The 16,407-nt window shown below is 71.6% G+C and carries 16 protein-coding genes; 11 read left to right on the top strand and 5 right to left on the bottom strand.

Features of this window, described 5'->3' with window-relative positions; translation table 11 throughout:
- Positions 1–19: 19 nt before the first annotated feature.
- Positions 20–517, bottom strand: a complete 498-nt coding sequence (locus tag ACZ501_RS27280; protein WP_468798945.1) for a GNAT family N-acetyltransferase — start codon at positions 515–517, stop codon at positions 20–22.
- A complete protein-coding gene (locus tag ACZ501_RS27285; RefSeq protein WP_468798947.1) occupies positions 514–882 on the bottom strand; it encodes an ArsR/SmtB family transcription factor in 369 nt (122 codons plus the stop codon). The genes ACZ501_RS27280 and ACZ501_RS27285 overlap by 4 nt, the downstream gene beginning before the upstream one ends.
- A 128-nt stretch (positions 883–1,010) precedes the next feature.
- On the opposite strand from ACZ501_RS27285, the gene ACZ501_RS27290 reads away from it, so the two are divergent.
- The 3 genes from ACZ501_RS27290 to ACZ501_RS27300 all read left to right on the top strand — a co-directional run bounded on the left by ACZ501_RS27290 (position 1,011) and on the right by ACZ501_RS27300 (position 4,887).
- A complete protein-coding gene (locus ACZ501_RS27290; protein ID WP_468798949.1) occupies positions 1,011–2,378 on the top strand; it encodes an FAD-dependent oxidoreductase in 1,368 nt (455 codons plus the stop codon).
- Between the two features lie 104 nt (positions 2,379–2,482).
- On the top strand, positions 2,483–3,688 hold the full coding sequence (locus ACZ501_RS27295; protein WP_468798951.1) for an NAD(P)/FAD-dependent oxidoreductase: 1,206 nt from the start codon (positions 2,483–2,485) through the stop codon (positions 3,686–3,688).
- 242 nt (positions 3,689–3,930) lie between these two features.
- Complete coding sequence (locus ACZ501_RS27300) at positions 3,931–4,887, top strand: sigma-70 family RNA polymerase sigma factor (RefSeq protein ID WP_468798953.1); 957 nt, start codon at positions 3,931–3,933, stop codon at positions 4,885–4,887.
- 291 nt (positions 4,888–5,178) lie between these two features.
- On the opposite strand, the gene ACZ501_RS27305 is transcribed toward ACZ501_RS27300, so the two are convergent.
- Positions 5,179–5,688, bottom strand: a complete 510-nt coding sequence (locus tag ACZ501_RS27305; RefSeq protein WP_468798955.1) for a class I SAM-dependent methyltransferase — start codon at positions 5,686–5,688, stop codon at positions 5,179–5,181.
- Positions 5,689–6,089: 401 nt separating this feature from the next.
- Between ACZ501_RS27305 and ACZ501_RS27310 the strand changes: the two genes are divergently transcribed.
- The 3 genes from ACZ501_RS27310 to ACZ501_RS27320 all read left to right on the top strand — a co-directional run bounded on the left by ACZ501_RS27310 (position 6,090) and on the right by ACZ501_RS27320 (position 9,354).
- Positions 6,090–6,716, top strand: coding sequence for a hypothetical protein (locus tag ACZ501_RS27310; protein ID WP_468798957.1), 627 nt, complete (start codon positions 6,090–6,092; stop codon positions 6,714–6,716).
- 245 nt (positions 6,717–6,961) lie between these two features.
- Positions 6,962–8,140, top strand: a complete 1,179-nt coding sequence (locus ACZ501_RS27315; RefSeq protein WP_468798959.1) for a hypothetical protein — start codon at positions 6,962–6,964, stop codon at positions 8,138–8,140.
- 875 nt (positions 8,141–9,015) lie between these two features.
- A complete protein-coding gene (locus ACZ501_RS27320) occupies positions 9,016–9,354 on the top strand; it encodes a MerR family transcriptional regulator (RefSeq protein WP_468798961.1) in 339 nt (112 codons plus the stop codon).
- A 216-nt stretch (positions 9,355–9,570) separates the two neighbouring features.
- On the opposite strand, the gene ACZ501_RS27325 is transcribed toward ACZ501_RS27320, so the two are convergent.
- Positions 9,571–10,128: a hypothetical protein gene (locus ACZ501_RS27325; RefSeq protein WP_468798963.1), complete on the bottom strand. Its 558-nt coding sequence runs from the start codon at positions 10,126–10,128 to the stop codon at positions 9,571–9,573.
- Positions 10,129–10,582: 454 nt separating this feature from the next.
- On the opposite strand from ACZ501_RS27325, the gene ACZ501_RS27330 reads away from it, so the two are divergent.
- The 3 genes from ACZ501_RS27330 to ACZ501_RS27340 all read left to right on the top strand — a co-directional run bounded on the left by ACZ501_RS27330 (position 10,583) and on the right by ACZ501_RS27340 (position 12,788).
- Positions 10,583–11,833, top strand: a complete 1,251-nt coding sequence (locus ACZ501_RS27330) for an MFS transporter (protein WP_468798965.1) — start codon at positions 10,583–10,585, stop codon at positions 11,831–11,833.
- 163 nt (positions 11,834–11,996) lie between these two features.
- Entirely contained in the window at positions 11,997–12,272 is a 276-nt protein-coding gene (locus tag ACZ501_RS27335; protein WP_362459050.1) for an isoamylase early set domain-containing protein, read from the top strand.
- A gap of 99 nt (positions 12,273–12,371) precedes the next feature.
- The gene (locus tag ACZ501_RS27340; RefSeq protein WP_468798967.1) at positions 12,372–12,788 is read left to right on the top strand and encodes a CBS domain-containing protein; all 417 of its coding nucleotides are present in this window, start codon (positions 12,372–12,374) and stop codon (positions 12,786–12,788) included.
- Positions 12,789–13,027: 239 nt separating this feature from the next.
- On the opposite strand, the gene ACZ501_RS27345 is transcribed toward ACZ501_RS27340, so the two are convergent.
- Positions 13,028–13,417 carry a hypothetical protein gene (locus ACZ501_RS27345; RefSeq protein ID WP_468798969.1) on the bottom strand — a complete coding sequence of 130 codons (390 nt, stop codon included), beginning with the start codon at positions 13,415–13,417 and terminating at the stop codon, positions 13,028–13,030.
- 317 nt (positions 13,418–13,734) lie between these two features.
- On the opposite strand from ACZ501_RS27345, the gene ACZ501_RS27350 reads away from it, so the two are divergent.
- A complete protein-coding gene (locus ACZ501_RS27350) occupies positions 13,735–14,751 on the top strand; it encodes a BtrH N-terminal domain-containing protein (RefSeq protein ID WP_468798971.1) in 1,017 nt (338 codons plus the stop codon).
- A 41-nt stretch (positions 14,752–14,792) separates the two neighbouring features.
- Positions 14,793–16,406, top strand: a complete 1,614-nt coding sequence (locus tag ACZ501_RS27355; RefSeq protein WP_468798973.1) for an amino acid adenylation domain-containing protein — start codon at positions 14,793–14,795, stop codon at positions 16,404–16,406.
- The last annotated feature ends 1 nt before the right edge of the window (position 16,407 follow it).

The following is a 16,407-nucleotide window of genomic DNA, read 5'->3' on the forward strand; positions in this document are numbered from 1 at the left end:
GCGGCACACCGGCGCGGCCTCAGTTCACGCGTGGGCTGCGCCGCTCCAGCAGGACCACATCCCGCCAGGCACCGCGGTGCCGGCCGATGCGCTCGCGGGTGCCGATGACCCGGAAGCCGGCCCGCGCGTGGACGGCGAGGCTGGCAGCGTTCTCGGGGAAGATGCCGGACTGGATCGTCCAGATCCCGGCCGCCTCCGTGGAAGCGATCAGCGCCTCAAGGAGCAGACGGGCGACGCCGCGTCCGCGGGCGTCGGGATGGACGTAGACGGAGTGCTCGACCACCCCCGCGTACGCGCACCGGTCCGATACCGCGCTCGCCGCCACCCAGCCGAGCACCGCCTTGTCCCGGCCGAGCGCGACGAAGCGGTGCCCGGGCAGCTTGCCGGTGTCGAACGCCTCCCAGGTCGGGGCCTGGGTCTCGAAGGTGGCGTTGCCCTCGTCGATCCCGAACTGGTAGACGGCAAGGACCTGCTCGGCGTGCTCGGGGAGCAGCGGGGCGAGGTCGACCACCGTCATGCCGCCTTCGCGGCGCCGGCCAGCAGCGCGCCCATCGCGGCGAGCACGGACGGCTCGACCCGGTAGTACACCCAGGTCCCGCGCCGCTCGGAGGACAGCAGGCCCGCCTCCTTGAGCTTCTTCAGGTGGTGGGAGACCGTGGGCTGGGAGACGCCGACGTCGGAGATGTCGCACACGCACGCCTCCCCGCCCTCATGGGAGGCGACGGCGGAGAACAGGCGCAGCCGCACGGGGTCGCCGAGGGCCTTGAACATCTTGGCCGCGACCTCTGCCTCGTCGGCCGACATGGGTCGCTCGGCCGGCGGCGGGCAGCAGGGCGCTGCGGGCTCGGGTTCCAGGAGGGGCAGAACCTTCGTATTCGACATACATCTATGTTGACACATGTCGAACCAGGGCTTTGATTCGACATGTGTCTATGTTGACAATTGTCGATACAGGTGCCACGCTGATCGCGACAAGACATCGACAGACATCGAAACAAGAGGAGCCGACCGTGAACGCGCCCGCCATCACCGACCTGCCCGTCGTCGTCATCGGGGCCGGGCCCACCGGCCTGGCAGCCGCCGCGCACCTGGAAGGCCGCGGTCTGGACTTCCTCGTCCTGGAGGCCGGCCCGCACGCCGGGACCGCCACCCGCGACTGGGCCCACGTGCGCCTGTTCTCGACGTGGGGCGAGGTCGTCGACCCGGCCGCCGAGAAGCTCCTTGCCCCGACCGGCTGGGTCAAGCCCGACCCGGCCTCCTACCCGACCGGCGGGGACTGGGCCGAGCTCTACCTCCAGCCCCTCGCCGACGTCCTCGGCGACCGCGTCCGCTACCGGGCCCGCGTCACCGGCGTCTCCCGCAGCGGCCGCGACCGCATCGTCGACGCCGACCGCGACGCCCAGCCCTTCGTCGTCCACATCGAGTACGCCGACGGCCGCGAGGAGCGCGTCTTCGCCCGCGCCGTGATCGACGCCTCCGGCACCTGGTCCACTCCGGGCCCCGCCGGCGGCAGCGGACTGCCCGCCCTCGGCGAGAAGGCCGCCGCCGACCGGATCGCCTACCGCGTCCCGGACCTCAAGGACCCTGCCACCCGCGCCCGCTACGCCGGCAAGCGCACCGCGGTGATCGGCTCAGGTGCCTCCGCCTTCACCGCCCTCGCCGGCCTCGCCCACCTCGCCACGTCCGACGACGCCGCCGGCACCAAGGCGCTGTGGATCCTGCGCCGCGGCATCTCCGGCTCCACCTTCGGCGGCGGCGAAGCCGACCAGCTCCCCGCCCGCGGCGCCCTCGGACTCGCAGCCAAGGCCGCCGTCGACCACGGATACGCCGACGCGGTCACCGGCTTCCGCACAGACGCCATCGAGCGCGACACCGCGGGCCGCCTGGTCCTCGTCGGCGAAGACGGCCGCCGCCTCGACCCGGTCGACGAGCTCATCGTGCTGACGGGCCTGCGCCCCGACCTCACCTTCCTGAACGAACTGCGCCTCGGCCTCGACGAGCGCCTTCAGGCCCCCACCGAACTGGCCCCGCTGATCGACCCCAACCAGCACTCCTGCGGCACCGTCCACCCCCACGGCCAAGCCGAGCTCGCCCACCCGGAGAAGGACGTCTACCTCGTCGGCATGAAGTCCTACGGCCGCGCCCCGACCTTCCTCGCGATGACCGGCTACGAGCAGGTCCGCTCCGTCGCCGCCCACCTCGCCGGCGACCGGGAAGCCGCCGAGCGCGTCGAACTCACCCTGCCCGAGACGGGCGTGTGCGGCGGAGCCGGCCTCTTCGACCAGCCCGAGCCCGCCGAGCAGAGCGGTGGCGGCTGCTGCGCGGCCCCGACCACCCTCATCATCGGCGGGGCCCCCGCCTCCTCCGGCGGCTGCTGACAGCCCTGTCGTCCTGTGACCCGCATCACATCCGGTTCTTGTCAGGAATCGGGGTGCTGTCCCGCTCAAGTCACCGCAAGCAAGCGAACCGACAGGAGCGAGACATGAAGCACCGCATCGTCGTCCTCGGCGCCGGGTATGCCGGAGCCCACGTGGCCGGGACCCTGGCCCGCCGGCTGGTTCCGCAGGACACCGAGATCACCGTCGTCAACACCGAGCCGGACTTCGTCCAGCGGCTGCGGCTGCACCAGCTCGCGGCCGGCCAGGAGATCGAGGCTCCCCGGCTCGCCGACGTCTTCGCGGGCACGGCGATACGGCTGCGCCTGGCCCGTGTCACCGCCCTCGACCCCGAGCGCCGGGTCGTCGCCGTGGCCGACGCCGACGGAGGCGGCGAGATCGGCTACGACACGCTCCTCTACGCGCTCGGCAGCCACGGCGCCGACCGCGGCGTTCCCGGAGTGGCCGAGCACGCCTTCGACGTCGCCGGCCGGCCCTCCGCGCTACGCCTGCGCGAGCGCCTGGACACCCTGAGCCGGCGGGACGGCCGCGGCAGCGTACTGGTCGTCGGCGACGGGCTGACCGGCATCGAGACCGCGACCGAGATCGCCGAATCCCGGCCCGGCCTGTCGGTCACGCTGGTCGCCCGCGGGGAGCTCGGCGCCCCGCTCTCCGCCGGAGCCCGCGGTCACCTGCGCCACAGCTGCGACCGGCTGGGCATCACCGTCCTGGAGCACACCAGCGTCGAAGCCGTCGAAGCGACGCGGCTGCTGTGCGCCGACGGCACCGTCCTGGCGTCCGACGCGACCGTGTGGACGGCCGGCTTCGCGGTCAGCCCCATCGCCGCCGTGAGCGGGCTGGAGGTCACCGAGGAGGGTCGGATCGTCGTCGACCGCACCATGCGGTCGCTCTCGCACCCGGACGTCTACGCCGCCGGCGACAGCGCCTACGTCATCGGCGACAACGGCCGGCCGCTGCCCATGTCCTGCGCTACGGCCGGCTACACCGGCCGGCAGGCCGCGGACGCGATCGTGGGACGGCTGACCGGCTGCGACATCGGGAACACCAAGCTGGAGTACGTGGGCAACCACATCAGCCTCGGGCGGCGGGACGGGATCCTGCAGATGATCAACCACGAAGGGCAGGCGAAGCCGAAGTACATGGGCGGCCGCAAGGCCGCGCGGATCAAGGCCGGCATCCTCAGGATGTCGCTGTGGGTCACCTCGCACCCGACGTTCGGGCTGCCTCAGCGCAAGCACCGCCTGGCGGCCGCCGCGCCTGACGCTTCCCCCGCCGAACAGGCGATCGCGTAGCCCCGTCCCCGACCGGCGAACTCGACGCGTCCCGGCAGCCCTCCCGCGAAAGGGCACGCACCAGCACCTTCTGCTGCGTCCGCCATCCGCAGGAGCCGCCCCGCGTCGAGCCCGAACCCCCGCTCGCCCGGCGCCGAAACGGCCGCACGGCCGGCCCTGCACCCGCCGGCCTGACCTCCCGGCACCTCCCGGCAAGGAACCTCCCCCCTCACTGTGGAAATTCGGCGTCCTAGGGTGGCCGCATGGACAGCACCGCCACTGATCGCTTCGACACCAGCCGGTTCGAGGCGAGCCGCACCCGGCTGGCCTCCCTGGCGTACCGGCTCCTGGGCTCCGCCACCGACGCCGAAGACGCGGTGCAGGACGCGTTCCTGCACTGGCAGGCCGCGGACCGGCAGCGGATCGACGTGCCGGAGGCATGGCTGACCAAGGTCGTCACCAACCTGTGCCTGGACCGGCTCCGCTCGGCACAGGCCCGCCGCGAACGCACTGCCGGCGCCTGGCTGCCCGAACCGCTCCTCGACGGCGATGCGTTGCTCGGCCCGGCCGACACCTTCGAGCAGCGCGAATCGGTCTCCCTGGCCGTGCTGACGCTCATGGAGCGCCTCTCACCCGTCGAGCGGGCCGTCTACGTCCTGCGCGAAGCCTTCTCCTACGGCCACGCCGAGATCGCCGAGATCCTCGACATCACCGAGTCCGCGAGCCAGCAGCACCTCCACCGAGCCAGGCGCCGCATCACGGCCGCGCGCCGCGGCGGCGGCGAAGTCGACCGCGCGTCCGCCCGCAGGATCGTCGAGGAGTTCCTCGCCGCCGCCTCCTCGGGCCGCACCGAACGGCTGGTGGCGCTGCTCACCGACGACGCGACCGCGATCTCCGACGGCGCCGGCGGCCTGGCCGCGAAGCTGCTGCGCTTCGAGACCCCGCAGCGCATCGCCGCCGTCGTACGGGCCGGCTTCAAGCCCACACCCGCGAAGCGGCGCCTGGCCGGAGGCACGCCGGCCGTCCACTATGCGGCGGTCAACGGTGCCCCCGCCCTCCTCTTCGTGGTCGGCGACCAGGTCATCGGCGCCGTGACGTTCGACGTCGCAGGCGGCAAGATCGCCACCGTGCGCGGCATCGCCGCCCCGGCCCGCCTCGTCCGTCTCACCGAAGCCTGGCGGCAGCACGGCCCGGACACGCCGCTCATCGCCCAGTGGTGACACGGCGTCGACACCCCGCGAAGGCGGCCGGCGACCGCGCGTCGCGCCACCCGCACGCTCACTGGTCGGCGATGAGGAGCCGGTAGCCGATGTCGAGTGATCCGCGGCCCAGCAGGTCGGCATGGCGCTCGTGCCACAGGCCCGAAGACAGGTCCTGCGACAGTCGGGTCAGGCCCGGCGGAGGACGTCCGCGCTGGTCTGAGCGAGCATGGAGGTGCCGGATCGTACGTCCGGATCGAGATGGGCCTCGGGGGCCGACGCCAGAACGCGGCGCCGAATCCGTCCGTGCAGTCATGCGGGATCGGGACGGTCTCGATGCGGGGCGCCTCCCGGCAGTGCGGCCAGCCGGTCGACGGGGACGGACCGGGTGTCGGTGAACGCGGCCACCTCCGGCAGGTACTCGTCCAACAGCCAAAACTTCCGGTAGACGGTCTGGTCCCAGGTGAAGACGACGACGCGCCGTCGGGCGATCCGCAGCAGTTTCCCGATGCCGGCTTCCAGACCGCTCCAGTGATGCACGGTCAGGACGGCCATGACCGCGTCCGCCGAGTTGTCGGCCAGGGGGATCGACTCCGCGGACGCCTGCAGGGACGGCGCGGAGCCGGCCGGACGCTGGGCGATCATCACTGCACTGGGTTCGACCGCCAGCACCGTGTGCGGCGGCTCGTACGAGCCGGTGCCCGCGCCCACGTTGATCACCGTCGCAGCATCACCGAGCGCCGCGTGGATCCTGGCGGCTATCCGGCGATCCGGCCGTCGGGTGCCACTGTAGGTCGTACCGATGCGGTCATACGTAGCCATGATCAGCAGTATGTCGACCCCCATGGCCAGCTGCCCAAAGTGCGTACTGAGAACGTGAGTTGTGGCGCTCCGGAACGCGCCCCGCACGCTTCTGGACCTCCGTCGGCTCCTGCCCATCAGGACGGCCGAGGCCCCGCAGCGCGGCGCCGCCCAGCGGGGTGGAGGGCTCCAGTGTCACGACGTGGTGTATCCGCCGGTCCCAGCGTCAGGCGTACGGGAAGGCGCCGTTACAGTGCGGGCCGGATCGTTGTGATGCGTACGTTGTTCCGGGGGGCCACATGCTCAATCGCCGTTCTGTCGTACTGGTGGCCGTCGGCTGTCTTGTGATCTCTGCCTGTTCAGGGGGCGGTCCGCATTCCGCCAAGCCCGACCGCTCCCCGACAGGCACACCGACGAAGCCAGTGCCTTCTGCGACTCCTTCCCCCGCACTGCCGACGCCGGGCACCACCGGCGCGATACCGGACACCGCCCGGCTGCGGGAGCTGGCCCTGCAACCGGGTGACACCGCCGGCGTCAGCGCAGGGGCATCCGGAAGCCACGACGTGCACCCGAACGAGCTCAGGCCCCTGTCGCCGGCGGAACGGTCCACCCCCTGCTCCACCATGTGGGGCCTGCTCCGCCAGCACGGCGCCCAGGCCGCGATCAGTCAGACCTTCGACACCGACGAACCCGGCACCCCGCAGGTGAACCTCCTCGCGTCCCATACCGCAGCAGGAGCCGAAACCGTCTTCTCCCAGCTGCGCTCGGCCGTCGCTGCCTGCCCCTCCGCCGGTGAGGACGGCCGAACGGTGGCCGTGCGGTACGAGGACCTCGACGGAACGGGCTTCCCCGAGGACACGATCCGCATCAGGATGACGATCACCGATGAGGGCGCCACCGAGCCCCCCGAGGTCATCGACCGGATCGTGACCCGAGTCGGAGTGTGCATCGCCGACCTCTCCGGTATGGGGCCGGAACCGTATCCGCGCCTGGCCCAGGGCCCCGCCCTCCGCCAGATCGAGCGCCTCCGCGCTGCACAGGGCCTCTGAGCCCGGCCCGCGGTCTCGCGTCGGGCAGCTGCTCATCGGCGGACAGCCCCGGCTCCGGTCGCTCGGCGCCTCACTGCGGCCGGCCGCGCCGCGTCCCCGCTCGGGGGTTCAGGGCGAAAGCATGTCCATCATGACAGGTCAGAGCCGTTTTTCGTAGGACGGAACGCACAGTTCGCGAGGCTTGTCCGGTCCGTTCCCCGCCGCTCAGAATCTCCCTCGTGCGTCATCCGGAGACAGGGGGAATGGTGACGATCGATCACGATGCGGTGCTTCGGGCCCGTGTGCTGCTGCTGGGGTCCGGGCGGCCGAGCCGGGCCGAACTGGTCGGCGCGTACCGGGTTCTGGCCGAGGTGAGTCCGAAGGCGTACGGGCCGAAGCTGGTCGACGCCCTGCTCGCGCTGCGCTACGAGAGCCGGGATCCGAAGGTGGACGTCGCGCTGGCCGCCGAGGCGTCCCGGGCCGCTCGCAGGATGGAGGCCGGGGCGGCGAAGCGGGCGGAGCGGTTGTGCCGGGCCTTGGACGCCTACCAGGCCTCCCTGTTCGCCCTCGGGCGCAGGGCGGAGGGGCGCGCGATCTGTGAGGAGCTGGCCGAGGCCGGCCTGAGCAAGCCGCTGGCGGGCGTTCTGGCCGAGGAGGGGCGCTTCAGGGAAGCGGCGGAGCTCGACGAAGAGGCAGCCCGGAACGGGATCGCGGATCACTCCTTCTGGGACATGGTGCGGTGGGCGGCGAACCTGGAGGGCGCGGGGCTGCACGACGCCGCAGCGAGCGTCTTCCGCGAGCTCCTCGAGGAGACCCGGCTCAAGGCGGCCGAACAGCGCACCTCTCTGGCGATCCTCACCTGGGAGCTCGTGCACTTCTCCCGGATGCGGGAGACCGCCGGGGACGGCGCGGGTGCTGCGGCCGCCCGGCGGGAGGCCCTGGGTGTCCTGGAGGAACTCGCGGACACGGGCGAGCCGAAGAACTGGAGTTGCATCCTGGGGTGGTGGAGGACGCTCTTCGTCCTGTCGGGGCGGGCGGCCGAACCCGCCGCGAGCCCCGAGACCCCGATGCCACCGTTCGGCACGGAGCTCGGATGGTCGCGCGACGTACGGGACGGTTTCCTCGGCATGCTGCCGGGCCTCGAAGCAGAGGCGGCGAGACTGCGCGAGACCGGCCGGCTGCCCGAGCTGGTCGACGTCCACCGCAGGATCGCCATCCGCGCGGCCGTCCGCGAAGGCGACCACCCGTACCTGTTCGAGGAGCGGTTCACGCCCTGCTTCGACGAGGGTGTGACGCTCGCCCGCCGTCTTCCCGACGACCCCGCCCGCCTCGCCCGCGCCCTCACCGACCGGTCGATGTTCCTCGTCGCGGCGCGCTCCTTCGAACCCGCACGCGCCGACTTCGCCGAAGCCGTCGCCCTCTTGGACCACGGCCGGCCCTCCTGACGGCCCAACGCGGAGCGCCGCGTCCGAGGCGGATTATCTCCTCGCTGAAGACGCGGAAATCTGTGTCGGCCAGAGTAGACATTCGGCGGCGGAGTGGTTATGGTTTCTCTCGTAACGCAGAGAGACCGCAGGGCCCGGCAGAGACGAACTGCCGGGCAGCAGTACCAGCAGTACGAGTAGTTGCAGTGCGCAGGACGGTGCGGTGGTGGAGTTTCGAAGCCAGAGCGGTTGCAGGACGGCGACGGGACTGACGACCGGACCGGGTGGCCCGCAGTGATCAGGGGCCGCCGCGAGCAGTACCGCAGTTCACGCAGTGGCAGTACCCGTAGTGAGTAAGTGCAGTTCGCAGTACCAGCAGTGAAGTGGTTGAGCAGCACCTCGGTGAAGGCGTCGGCTGCGGGCGCGCGCACCGGGAGGTTCGGCAGTGGGGTTCTAAGCCAGAGCAGACGCAGGATGGGCGACGGGGCTGGCTGCCGAAGTGGCGCTACAAGAGGTCACCAGCAGTACGCAACACCAGCAGTAGGCAACACCAGCAGTACAGGAAGTTCGCAGTACAGCGGTAAGAGCAGTACCCGCGTTGCAGCAGTTCGCAGTTCCCGTTTGGCAAGCGATCGACCCAGAGGGAAGAACGGAGGAACCAGACGCCATCAGGATCGCCCGGACGCCACGCGAGTCCGGGTACCGCAGGACATCGAAAGCGAGGTGGTCTCCGGTCACGCATCCGCGATCCCCGCACCCCCGGCGGAGTTCAGTCCGGGCAGGCGGAAACAGAAGGCCGGCGCAGCATCAGGGCCGGCAGATGGTGTAGCAGTTCCTTCGGGGCCCGGGTGCCAGATGGCACCCGGGCCCCTCCACGCGTTCCACAGAGAGGTGCAATGACAGCAGACGACTCGTTCGGCCGTCTCGATGACGACGACTACCCCGCCTACACGATGGGCCGGGCCGCCGAGATGCTCGGCACCACCCAGGGCTTCCTCCGTGCCATCGGCGAAGCCCGCCTCATCACCCCCCTGCGCTCCGCCGGCGGCCACCGCCGCTACTCCCGCTACCAGCTGCGCATCGCCGCCCGCGCCCGCGAACTGGTCGACCAGGGCACCCCCATCGAGGCGGCCTGCCGCATCGTCATCCTCGAGGACCAGCTCGAGGAAGCGCAGCGCGTCAACGCCGAATACCGCCGCTTCGCCGAAGGACCGAATCCGACGGCCGCGGCGTGAGCCGGAGCGCGCCTGCCGGCCGGCGCGCCCGTCCACACCTCCTCCCACCGCCTGCCGCGTACCGGACGTCCTCCCGAACACCGCAGCGCCTGCCGTGACGCCCCGCCCGTGTGACACACCGGGCAGGGGCGTCACTCATGTCGGGGCGGCCCCGTGTCGCCACCGGGCCCGTGCCGCCGAACCGCGCTGTCCGTCCGGGCGTTGACAGCCACGTCGTCAGGTCTCCGCCACGCTCCTCCAGGGCGTCAGGCACCACCCCCGCATCCGGATCCCGCGCTGCAACAGCTCCTCGTTGAGCGGACGGGCCGCCGCGATGGACTCCGGCGTGTGCGCCCCGTCGGGTGCGAAGGTCATCACCTCCGTGGTCATCTCCTGGGTGAGCCGGGCCAGGCATTCCCGGATCTCGTCCAGGCCCAGCAGCTGCTGCACCCCGGGGCTCGGAGCCTGCGGCCGCAGGTCGGCGAATTCGGCGATCAGCTGTGCCGCAGCGGCGCGTGAGGTCTCCACCCGCTGCTGCTGGGCGGCGAGTTCAGCCTGCTGGCGAGCCATCAGGATCTCCATGCCGATGTCCGGCGAGACGGCCCGCAGCCGGCCGCCCTGCTCGGCGGACGGCCGTACGAGCGCCAGCTCGCTCAGCAGGTCGAGCGCGTCCCGGACCTGCGCGTCACGGAAACCCGTGGACTGCGCCAGAGCGGCCACGCCGGCCCGCGGACCTGCGAGCATGGCGCGGTATACGGCTTCCGCATGCGTGTCGAGACCCAGTACGGCCAGCATCTCCAACCCCCGGTAAGAGACTTCCCCCAGCAACCCTGTTCCGGGGCTGGATGATGATGTCATAGCGGTTCTCGAGCGGTCTCTCTCCCGTCGGGCCCTGGCCGCAAGGGTCCACGGCCCAAAGAGGCCCGTGTCCCGCAGTGCCGCGAAGACCGCCGACCTGTTTGAGTCGGTGCATGTACCTCATCCACGCGAGCCTGAAGGCGCTCGGTGGCGCCGCAGCACTTCCCCCTGACACCCGTGCTCTCGTCTCCGGCCAGGCCCTGCCCGAGGAACGACTCGAGCACGTGTGGCCGCAGACTGCGCCGCCGGCGCGGCCATCACGCACTTCACCGCGGCCGCGTCGCCGGCCGGGAAGCCGGTCGTCGCCGCGACCGACGACATGATCTGGCAGTAGGAACCCCCGCCTGCGCCGACCGCGGTGGGTTCTGCGGCCGCTGTTAGCCTGCGGTCCATGATCAAAGGTGGCTCGGCAGGGCGAATAGGCCGGATGGCGGGGAACAGCGGGCCGGAGCGCGTGCTCGTCGCCGCCAGCTTCGTCAACCGGGTCGGCAACGGTCTCTTCAACGCGGCGTCGGCGCTCTACTTCACCCTGGTCGTGGGCCTGCCCGCGGTGCAGGTCGGCGCCGCGCTCACCATCGCCGGAGTGATCGGCCTGGGTGCCGGCGTACCCGGTGGACATCTCGCCGACCGGCGCGGCGCGCGCACCGTCATGATGCTGGCCCTCGCGGTCCAGGCGGTGTCGATGGCGGCCCTCGTCCTCGTCGAGAGTTGGGCCGCGCTCACGGTCATCGCGACCGTCGACCAGATCGCCGCGGCGGCCGGCGGGGCGGCCTGGGGCGCACTGGTGGTCCGCGTCGGGGGTGATCGCCCGGCTCTGTTCCGGGCCAAGCTGCGCACCTTCGTCAACCTGGGCGTCGTCCTGGGGACGGTGGGTGCCGGGCTGGCGCTGGCCGCGGACACCCGCGGCGCCTACCTCACGCTGATCCTCGGCAATGCGGCGAGCTTCGCCCTGTGCGCGGTGCTCCTGCTCCTGCTGCCCCGCTATCCGGTGCCGGCGGCACCGCCGCGCCGACGTCGCCGGCTCGCCTTCGCGGACCGTCCGTTCCTGACGTTCACCGCCCTCTACGGGGCGATGGGACTCCAGTACCCGGTGGTCTCCCTGCTCCTGCCGATCTGGATCGCCCAGCACACCGAGGCGCCGCGCTGGACGGTGGCGGCGCTGTTCGCCGCCAACTCCGCCTTCTGCGTGCTGATGCAGACCAGGATCGGCTCCCGAATCGAGACCCCGCACGACGGGGGCAGGGCGTTTCGCACCGCGGGGCTGCTCTTCCTCGTCAGCTGCCCGATGATGGCACTGGCGGCGTACGCCCCTGTCTGGGCGGCGGCGGGACTGGTCCTGGCAGCGGTCTTCGTCCACAGCCTGGGCGAGGTCTGGGAGTCCTCGGCGGGCTTCGCCCTCGGTTTCGGACTCGCCCCCGACCATGCCCAGGGCCAGTACCAGGGTGTCCTCGGCCTCGGCTTCGGCGCGGGCCAGGCTCTCGCCCCCGCGATCCTGACCACGGTGGTGCTCGGCCTCGGTACGGCGGGCTGGCTGCTGCTGGGGCTGTTCTTCGCGGCGCTGGGAGCTGCCGGCCCCTCTCTGGCCCGCTGGGGCATGCGGACCCGGCCGCAGCCGGGCGTTGCCGCGGAAATGACGGGATGACCGAGGAGTAGGCGCCAGGCGCTTGCGGCAGCGGCACGGGTGGTCAGACAGAGCCGGGCGGGTGAAGGTGCGCCTGCTCACGGTCGCGTCCGGGCGCCGGGCCGGGGCGCTGACCGGAGGATGGCGCGCGACTGTCCGCCCCTGCCGTCGAGGAGTGTCTTCCGTGCTGGAACGCAAGCAGCTCAAGGACCGAACCCACGTCACGTTCGTCCTGCCCGCCGACGCCCCCGCGGGGCCGGTGAGCGTGGTGGGTGACTTCAACGACTGGCAGCCGGGCACCCACACCCTGGAGCCCCGCACGGACGGCACGCGGGCGGTCACCGTGCCCCTGCCCGCCAACAGCGTGCACTCCTTCCGCTACCTGGCCGCGGGCGACTACTGGTTCGACGAGGACCAGGCCGACGGCCACGACGGCACCAACAGCCGCCTGCACACCTGATTCGGGTACGGGGCGGGGGGCACCCGGCTTGATGTCCCCGCTCCCGCCCGACGACCCCGCGGGCGGGCATCGATGACACGTATGGAAAGGAACAGGTGGATGACGAAGGCTCGCGAGATCATGACGGGCGGCGCGGAGTGCATCGGCGCCGAGGAGACGGTCCTCGAGGCCGCGAAGAAGATGACGCGGATGGGAGTCGGCGCGCTGCCGATCTGCGGGACGGACGACCGGCTCAAGGGCATGCTCACCGACCGCGACATCGTCGTGAAGGTCCTGGGCGCCGGCAAGGACCCGGCCCAGGTCAAGGCCGGAGAGCTGGCCCAGGGCGAAGCGGTCACCATCGGCGCCGACGACGACGCCGCCGAGATCCTGCGCACCATGAGCGAGCACCGGGTACGCCGCCTGCCCGTCATCGACGGCCACCGCCTCGTCGGCATCGTCGCCCAGGCCGACGTCGCCCGCGCCCTGCCCGACCCCCAGGTCGGCGACCTGCTCCAGGCCCTCTCCGCCGACTGATACCGACGGGCTGGACGAAGCCGGACGGCGTCGTCGGAGCGGTGCCGCACCTGCCCGGGCGGCGCCGCTCCGGCGACGCCGTCGCCGCTTGGGGAGGCGGAGCGTCGGCGGGGTGGGCACCTGCCGGAAAGGGGGAGGGAGGGCAAGCGCCCACCGGCGCGACGGTCGGGAGCCGCTCACAGGTCCGGCCGCCTCTTCCACCGTAGAACGCGGCCCGGCCGGTCTGCACCTGAGAGCCGCTACCCGACCGGCCCCGGCCGGCTGAGCCGGCCGCCCACGACGACCGGGAGGGACGCGGGCATCCCGTCGGTGACCCAGGCGAACTCCAGGGCCGCGAGCGTGGCCCCCCGGTCGGTCCACACGAGGATCTCGCCTACGTAGGCGCCGGACGGGTCATGGACGTGAGCGTCCACGGGCACGAGCGCTTCCGGCAGTGCCGCATGCTCGCACGGTTCCCGCACCCGCAGGTCGACGCTCACGGAGCCGGGCCCCCACACGGCGATCACCTCGGTACGGTCCAGTTGACTCCGGAGTTGCGACGCGCCGGCGAACTCCGCCGACAGGATGTGCTCGAGCACCGCGCGCTCGTCGGCGTTCAACGGGCGCGGGCCGGTGGGAAGAGAAGCCATGCGCCCATTCTGTGCCCGAGATCGCCACGTGAGACACCGCCGCAGGGAACCGAAAACCGGGGACTCCGAAGTGCGTGTCACTTAAACACGGTACAAAGGCGCGCGCGTCGAGATGCATGGCCCGGGTACTCGAGCGGCGGCAAAGCCGGTCCTGTTGTCGACGCCAGGGGGAGGTCGGGTGAATGAGCAGGCACGGTTCGTCCCGGAAAATACCTTGACACGGGCATATGTCGAAGATTAGAAAGAACCCCCGCCCATGTGTTCCCTGTGAGGTGACTGCATGACATCCCGTCCATCACGGGGATTATGGAGAAACCATGCATAACTCTGCACCGCTTGACGTCGGGCTTTCCTGCGCCACGCATCTCGCACGAGTTCCAGGGGCCTTACTGGACTGCGTCTCCGACGACCTGTCCCTTCTTCTCGCTCACCACGGAGTGCGCGACATTGAAGAACCCTTCTCCGTGGATTGGCGCTTCGACCTCCAGGAGGGGTCGCCCGAAGGCCCCGCCCGGGTCCTGCTGCCCGTGGCGGACCTGGAGGAGCGGATCGCCGCGAGGACGGGACTGCTCCTGACGTGGCACGCCGCGCAGGACGCGGTCGGCGCCGTCCGGGACTGGGCGGACCACCTCGCGGCCGGTCGGCCGGTCCTCGTGGTGGGCGACGCCCATCACCTTCCCTGGCTTCCGTACCACGGTAGGGAGCACATGGACCACGGCTTCGTCGTCGACGGCGCACACGGTTCCCTCCGGCACCCGCAGGGCCTGGTGCTCGACGTGACCGACCCCTATGACAACGCCACACGCTGGGGGGCCTGCGCGCCCCTGTCCACCACGATCACGCTGGCGGAACTCGCCCCGGCGCTCGACGGCGGCCGCTGGGGTGTCCTTCAAAAGGTTCAGGACATTCCCCGCGAAAAGGAGGATCCGTCAGCATCGGAATGCCTGACGGAAAATCTTCTGGCCCTTCGTCCGGCTGTCGAAAACAATACGTACAAACAATTCTGTGAAAGCCTGGACGAGCGGAGCCCGGCGAGCTGGGACCACTACTCCCTGCAGACGTGGCTGCTGGCCCGGTCCCGGGCCCTGCATTCTCGATGGCTGACCGCCCGCGCGCGCGAACTATCCGAATTCGAGCGAAACGGCGAATCCCTTCCCGCCCTTTTTGACACGCATGTTGCCGAACCGTGGAAGCGGGCCGCTCAGTCCTGTTATCTCGCCTCCCGGCGGACCGCCGCGGGTAAGGGCGCACCACCGTCGGCGCGCGAGAGCCTGGAACGCGCGGCGGCGTCCGAAGCGGAATTCGCCGACGCCCTGTTCCGGCACTTCCTCTGACACCGCGCCCGTTCACGTCCGACCCACAGGTCAGGAGAACGATGTTCTGGTACGAACACATCCTGGACGAAGCCGAGCGTCAACCGGACACGATCGCACTGGCGGACCCCGAACGACCAGTGTCCTACGCCGAGTTGGCGGCAGCGGTCCGAGCCGTGTCGGCACGCCTGCGGCAGCTCGCCCCCGGTCGCGGACGCATCGCCGTGCAGGCGCACAAGACACCCACCACCATCGCGGCGATGATCGCCGTCCTCCACAGCGGTCACGCCTACGTACCCCTCGACCCCGCCTCCCCACCGGAGCGCCGGCGGTTCGTCCTGCGCGACGCCTCCTGCGCGTTGCTGCTCACCACCCGCCCCGACCCGGTCGACACGGACCTGCCGGTCCCCGTGCTGGTCCTCCCGGAGAACCCCGCCGACCTCACCGCCCTCCACCGGCACCTGGACGCCACCACCGAGCCCGCGGGTTCCGCCGCCGGGCACCCGCGCCCCGCCGCCGAGCCCGACAGCCGTACCGCCGCCTCCTCCGCGGGAGCCGACGCCGAGGCGTACGTCCTCTACACCTCCGGTTCCACCGGCACCCCGAAGGGCGTCGTGATCAGCCGCCGCAACGTCACGGCCTTCCTGGACTCCGTCGGCGGCGCCTACCCCCTGCGCCGGGGCGACCAGGTCGCCGTGCACGCCCCCCTCCACTTCGACCTGCCGGTCTACGACGTGTACGCGGGGCTGGCCGCCGGCGCCACCCTGCACCTGGTGCCCGAGCGCACCGCGCTGTTCCCGCAGGCGCTGCTGCGCTTCCTCCAGGAACGCCGCGTCAGCCACCTCTACGCCGTGCCGTCCGCACTGACCGCGCTGCTCCACCGCAGCTCCCTGGAGCCCGGCGCTCTGCCCGACCTGCGTCAAGTGCTCTACGCGGGAGAGGAGTTCCGGCCGAGCGCGTTGGCGTCCTTCCTGGCCGCCGTCGCCCCGGCCCGGGTCGCCAATCTCTACGGCCCCATCGAGACCAACGTCGTCACCGCGCTCGACATCGAGCCCCGCCACGTCGAGGCCGGCCGCGTCCCGCTCGGCTACCCCGTGCCCGGCGTCACGCTCGCTCTGCTCGCCGAGGACGGCACCGCCTCCGAACGGGCCGTGGCGGAGGGCGAGATCATGGTCGCCGGGGACTCGGTGACCCCCGGTTACCTCAACCGCCCGGAGCTGACGGCGGACGCCACCGTGGTGACGGCCACCGAGTCCGGCACCCACCGCTTCTACCGCACCGGCGACTTCGCCCGGCGCGACGAGGGCGGACTGCTGCATCTGCTGGGCCGACGGGACGGGCTGGTCAAGACCCGTGGATACCGGGTCGAGCTCGGTGAGGTGGAGGCGGTCCTCGGCGACCACCCGCTGGTGGCCGACGTCGCCGTCCTGGCCGTACCCGATCCCCGGCTCACCCACACGCTCACCGCCCTGGTGGTGCCCTCCGGGGCCGGTGCGGACCTCTCCGAGGCAGAACTGTCCCGGACGCTCACCCAGCACTGCCGCACCAGGATGCCCGCCTACATGGTGCCCGGGTCGCTCGGCGTCGTGGCGGAACTGCCGCGCACCAGCACCGGCAAGATCGCCCGGGCCGCACTGCGCGACCTGGCCGTCCCGTCGGCGGGAGGCACCCGGTGAA

Source organism: Streptomyces sp. NPDC034085 (genome assembly GCF_055575555.1).

Coding starts and splice junctions, on each gene's coding strand:
- ACZ501_RS27280 (WP_468798945.1), bottom strand. CDS start 517: ATGACGGTGGTCGACCTCGCCCCGCTGCTCCCCGAGCACGCCGAGCAG.
- ACZ501_RS27285 (WP_468798947.1), bottom strand. CDS start 882: ATGTCGAATACGAAGGTTCTGCCCCTCCTGGAACCCGAGCCCGCAGCG.
- ACZ501_RS27295 (WP_468798951.1), top strand. CDS start 2,483: ATGAAGCACCGCATCGTCGTCCTCGGCGCCGGGTATGCCGGAGCCCAC.
- ACZ501_RS27300 (WP_468798953.1), top strand. CDS start 3,931: ATGGACAGCACCGCCACTGATCGCTTCGACACCAGCCGGTTCGAGGCG.
- ACZ501_RS27305 (WP_468798955.1), bottom strand. CDS start 5,688: ATGGCTACGTATGACCGCATCGGTACGACCTACAGTGGCACCCGACGG.
- ACZ501_RS27320 (WP_468798961.1), top strand. CDS start 9,016: ATGACAGCAGACGACTCGTTCGGCCGTCTCGATGACGACGACTACCCC.
- ACZ501_RS27325 (WP_468798963.1), bottom strand. CDS start 10,128: ATGCTGGCCGTACTGGGTCTCGACACGCATGCGGAAGCCGTATACCGC.
- ACZ501_RS27330 (WP_468798965.1), top strand. CDS start 10,583: ATGATCAAAGGTGGCTCGGCAGGGCGAATAGGCCGGATGGCGGGGAAC.
- ACZ501_RS27340 (WP_468798967.1), top strand. CDS start 12,372: ATGACGAAGGCTCGCGAGATCATGACGGGCGGCGCGGAGTGCATCGGC.
- ACZ501_RS27345 (WP_468798969.1), bottom strand. CDS start 13,417: ATGGCTTCTCTTCCCACCGGCCCGCGCCCGTTGAACGCCGACGAGCGC.
- ACZ501_RS27350 (WP_468798971.1), top strand. CDS start 13,735: ATGCATAACTCTGCACCGCTTGACGTCGGGCTTTCCTGCGCCACGCAT.
- ACZ501_RS27355 (WP_468798973.1), top strand. CDS start 14,793: ATGTTCTGGTACGAACACATCCTGGACGAAGCCGAGCGTCAACCGGAC.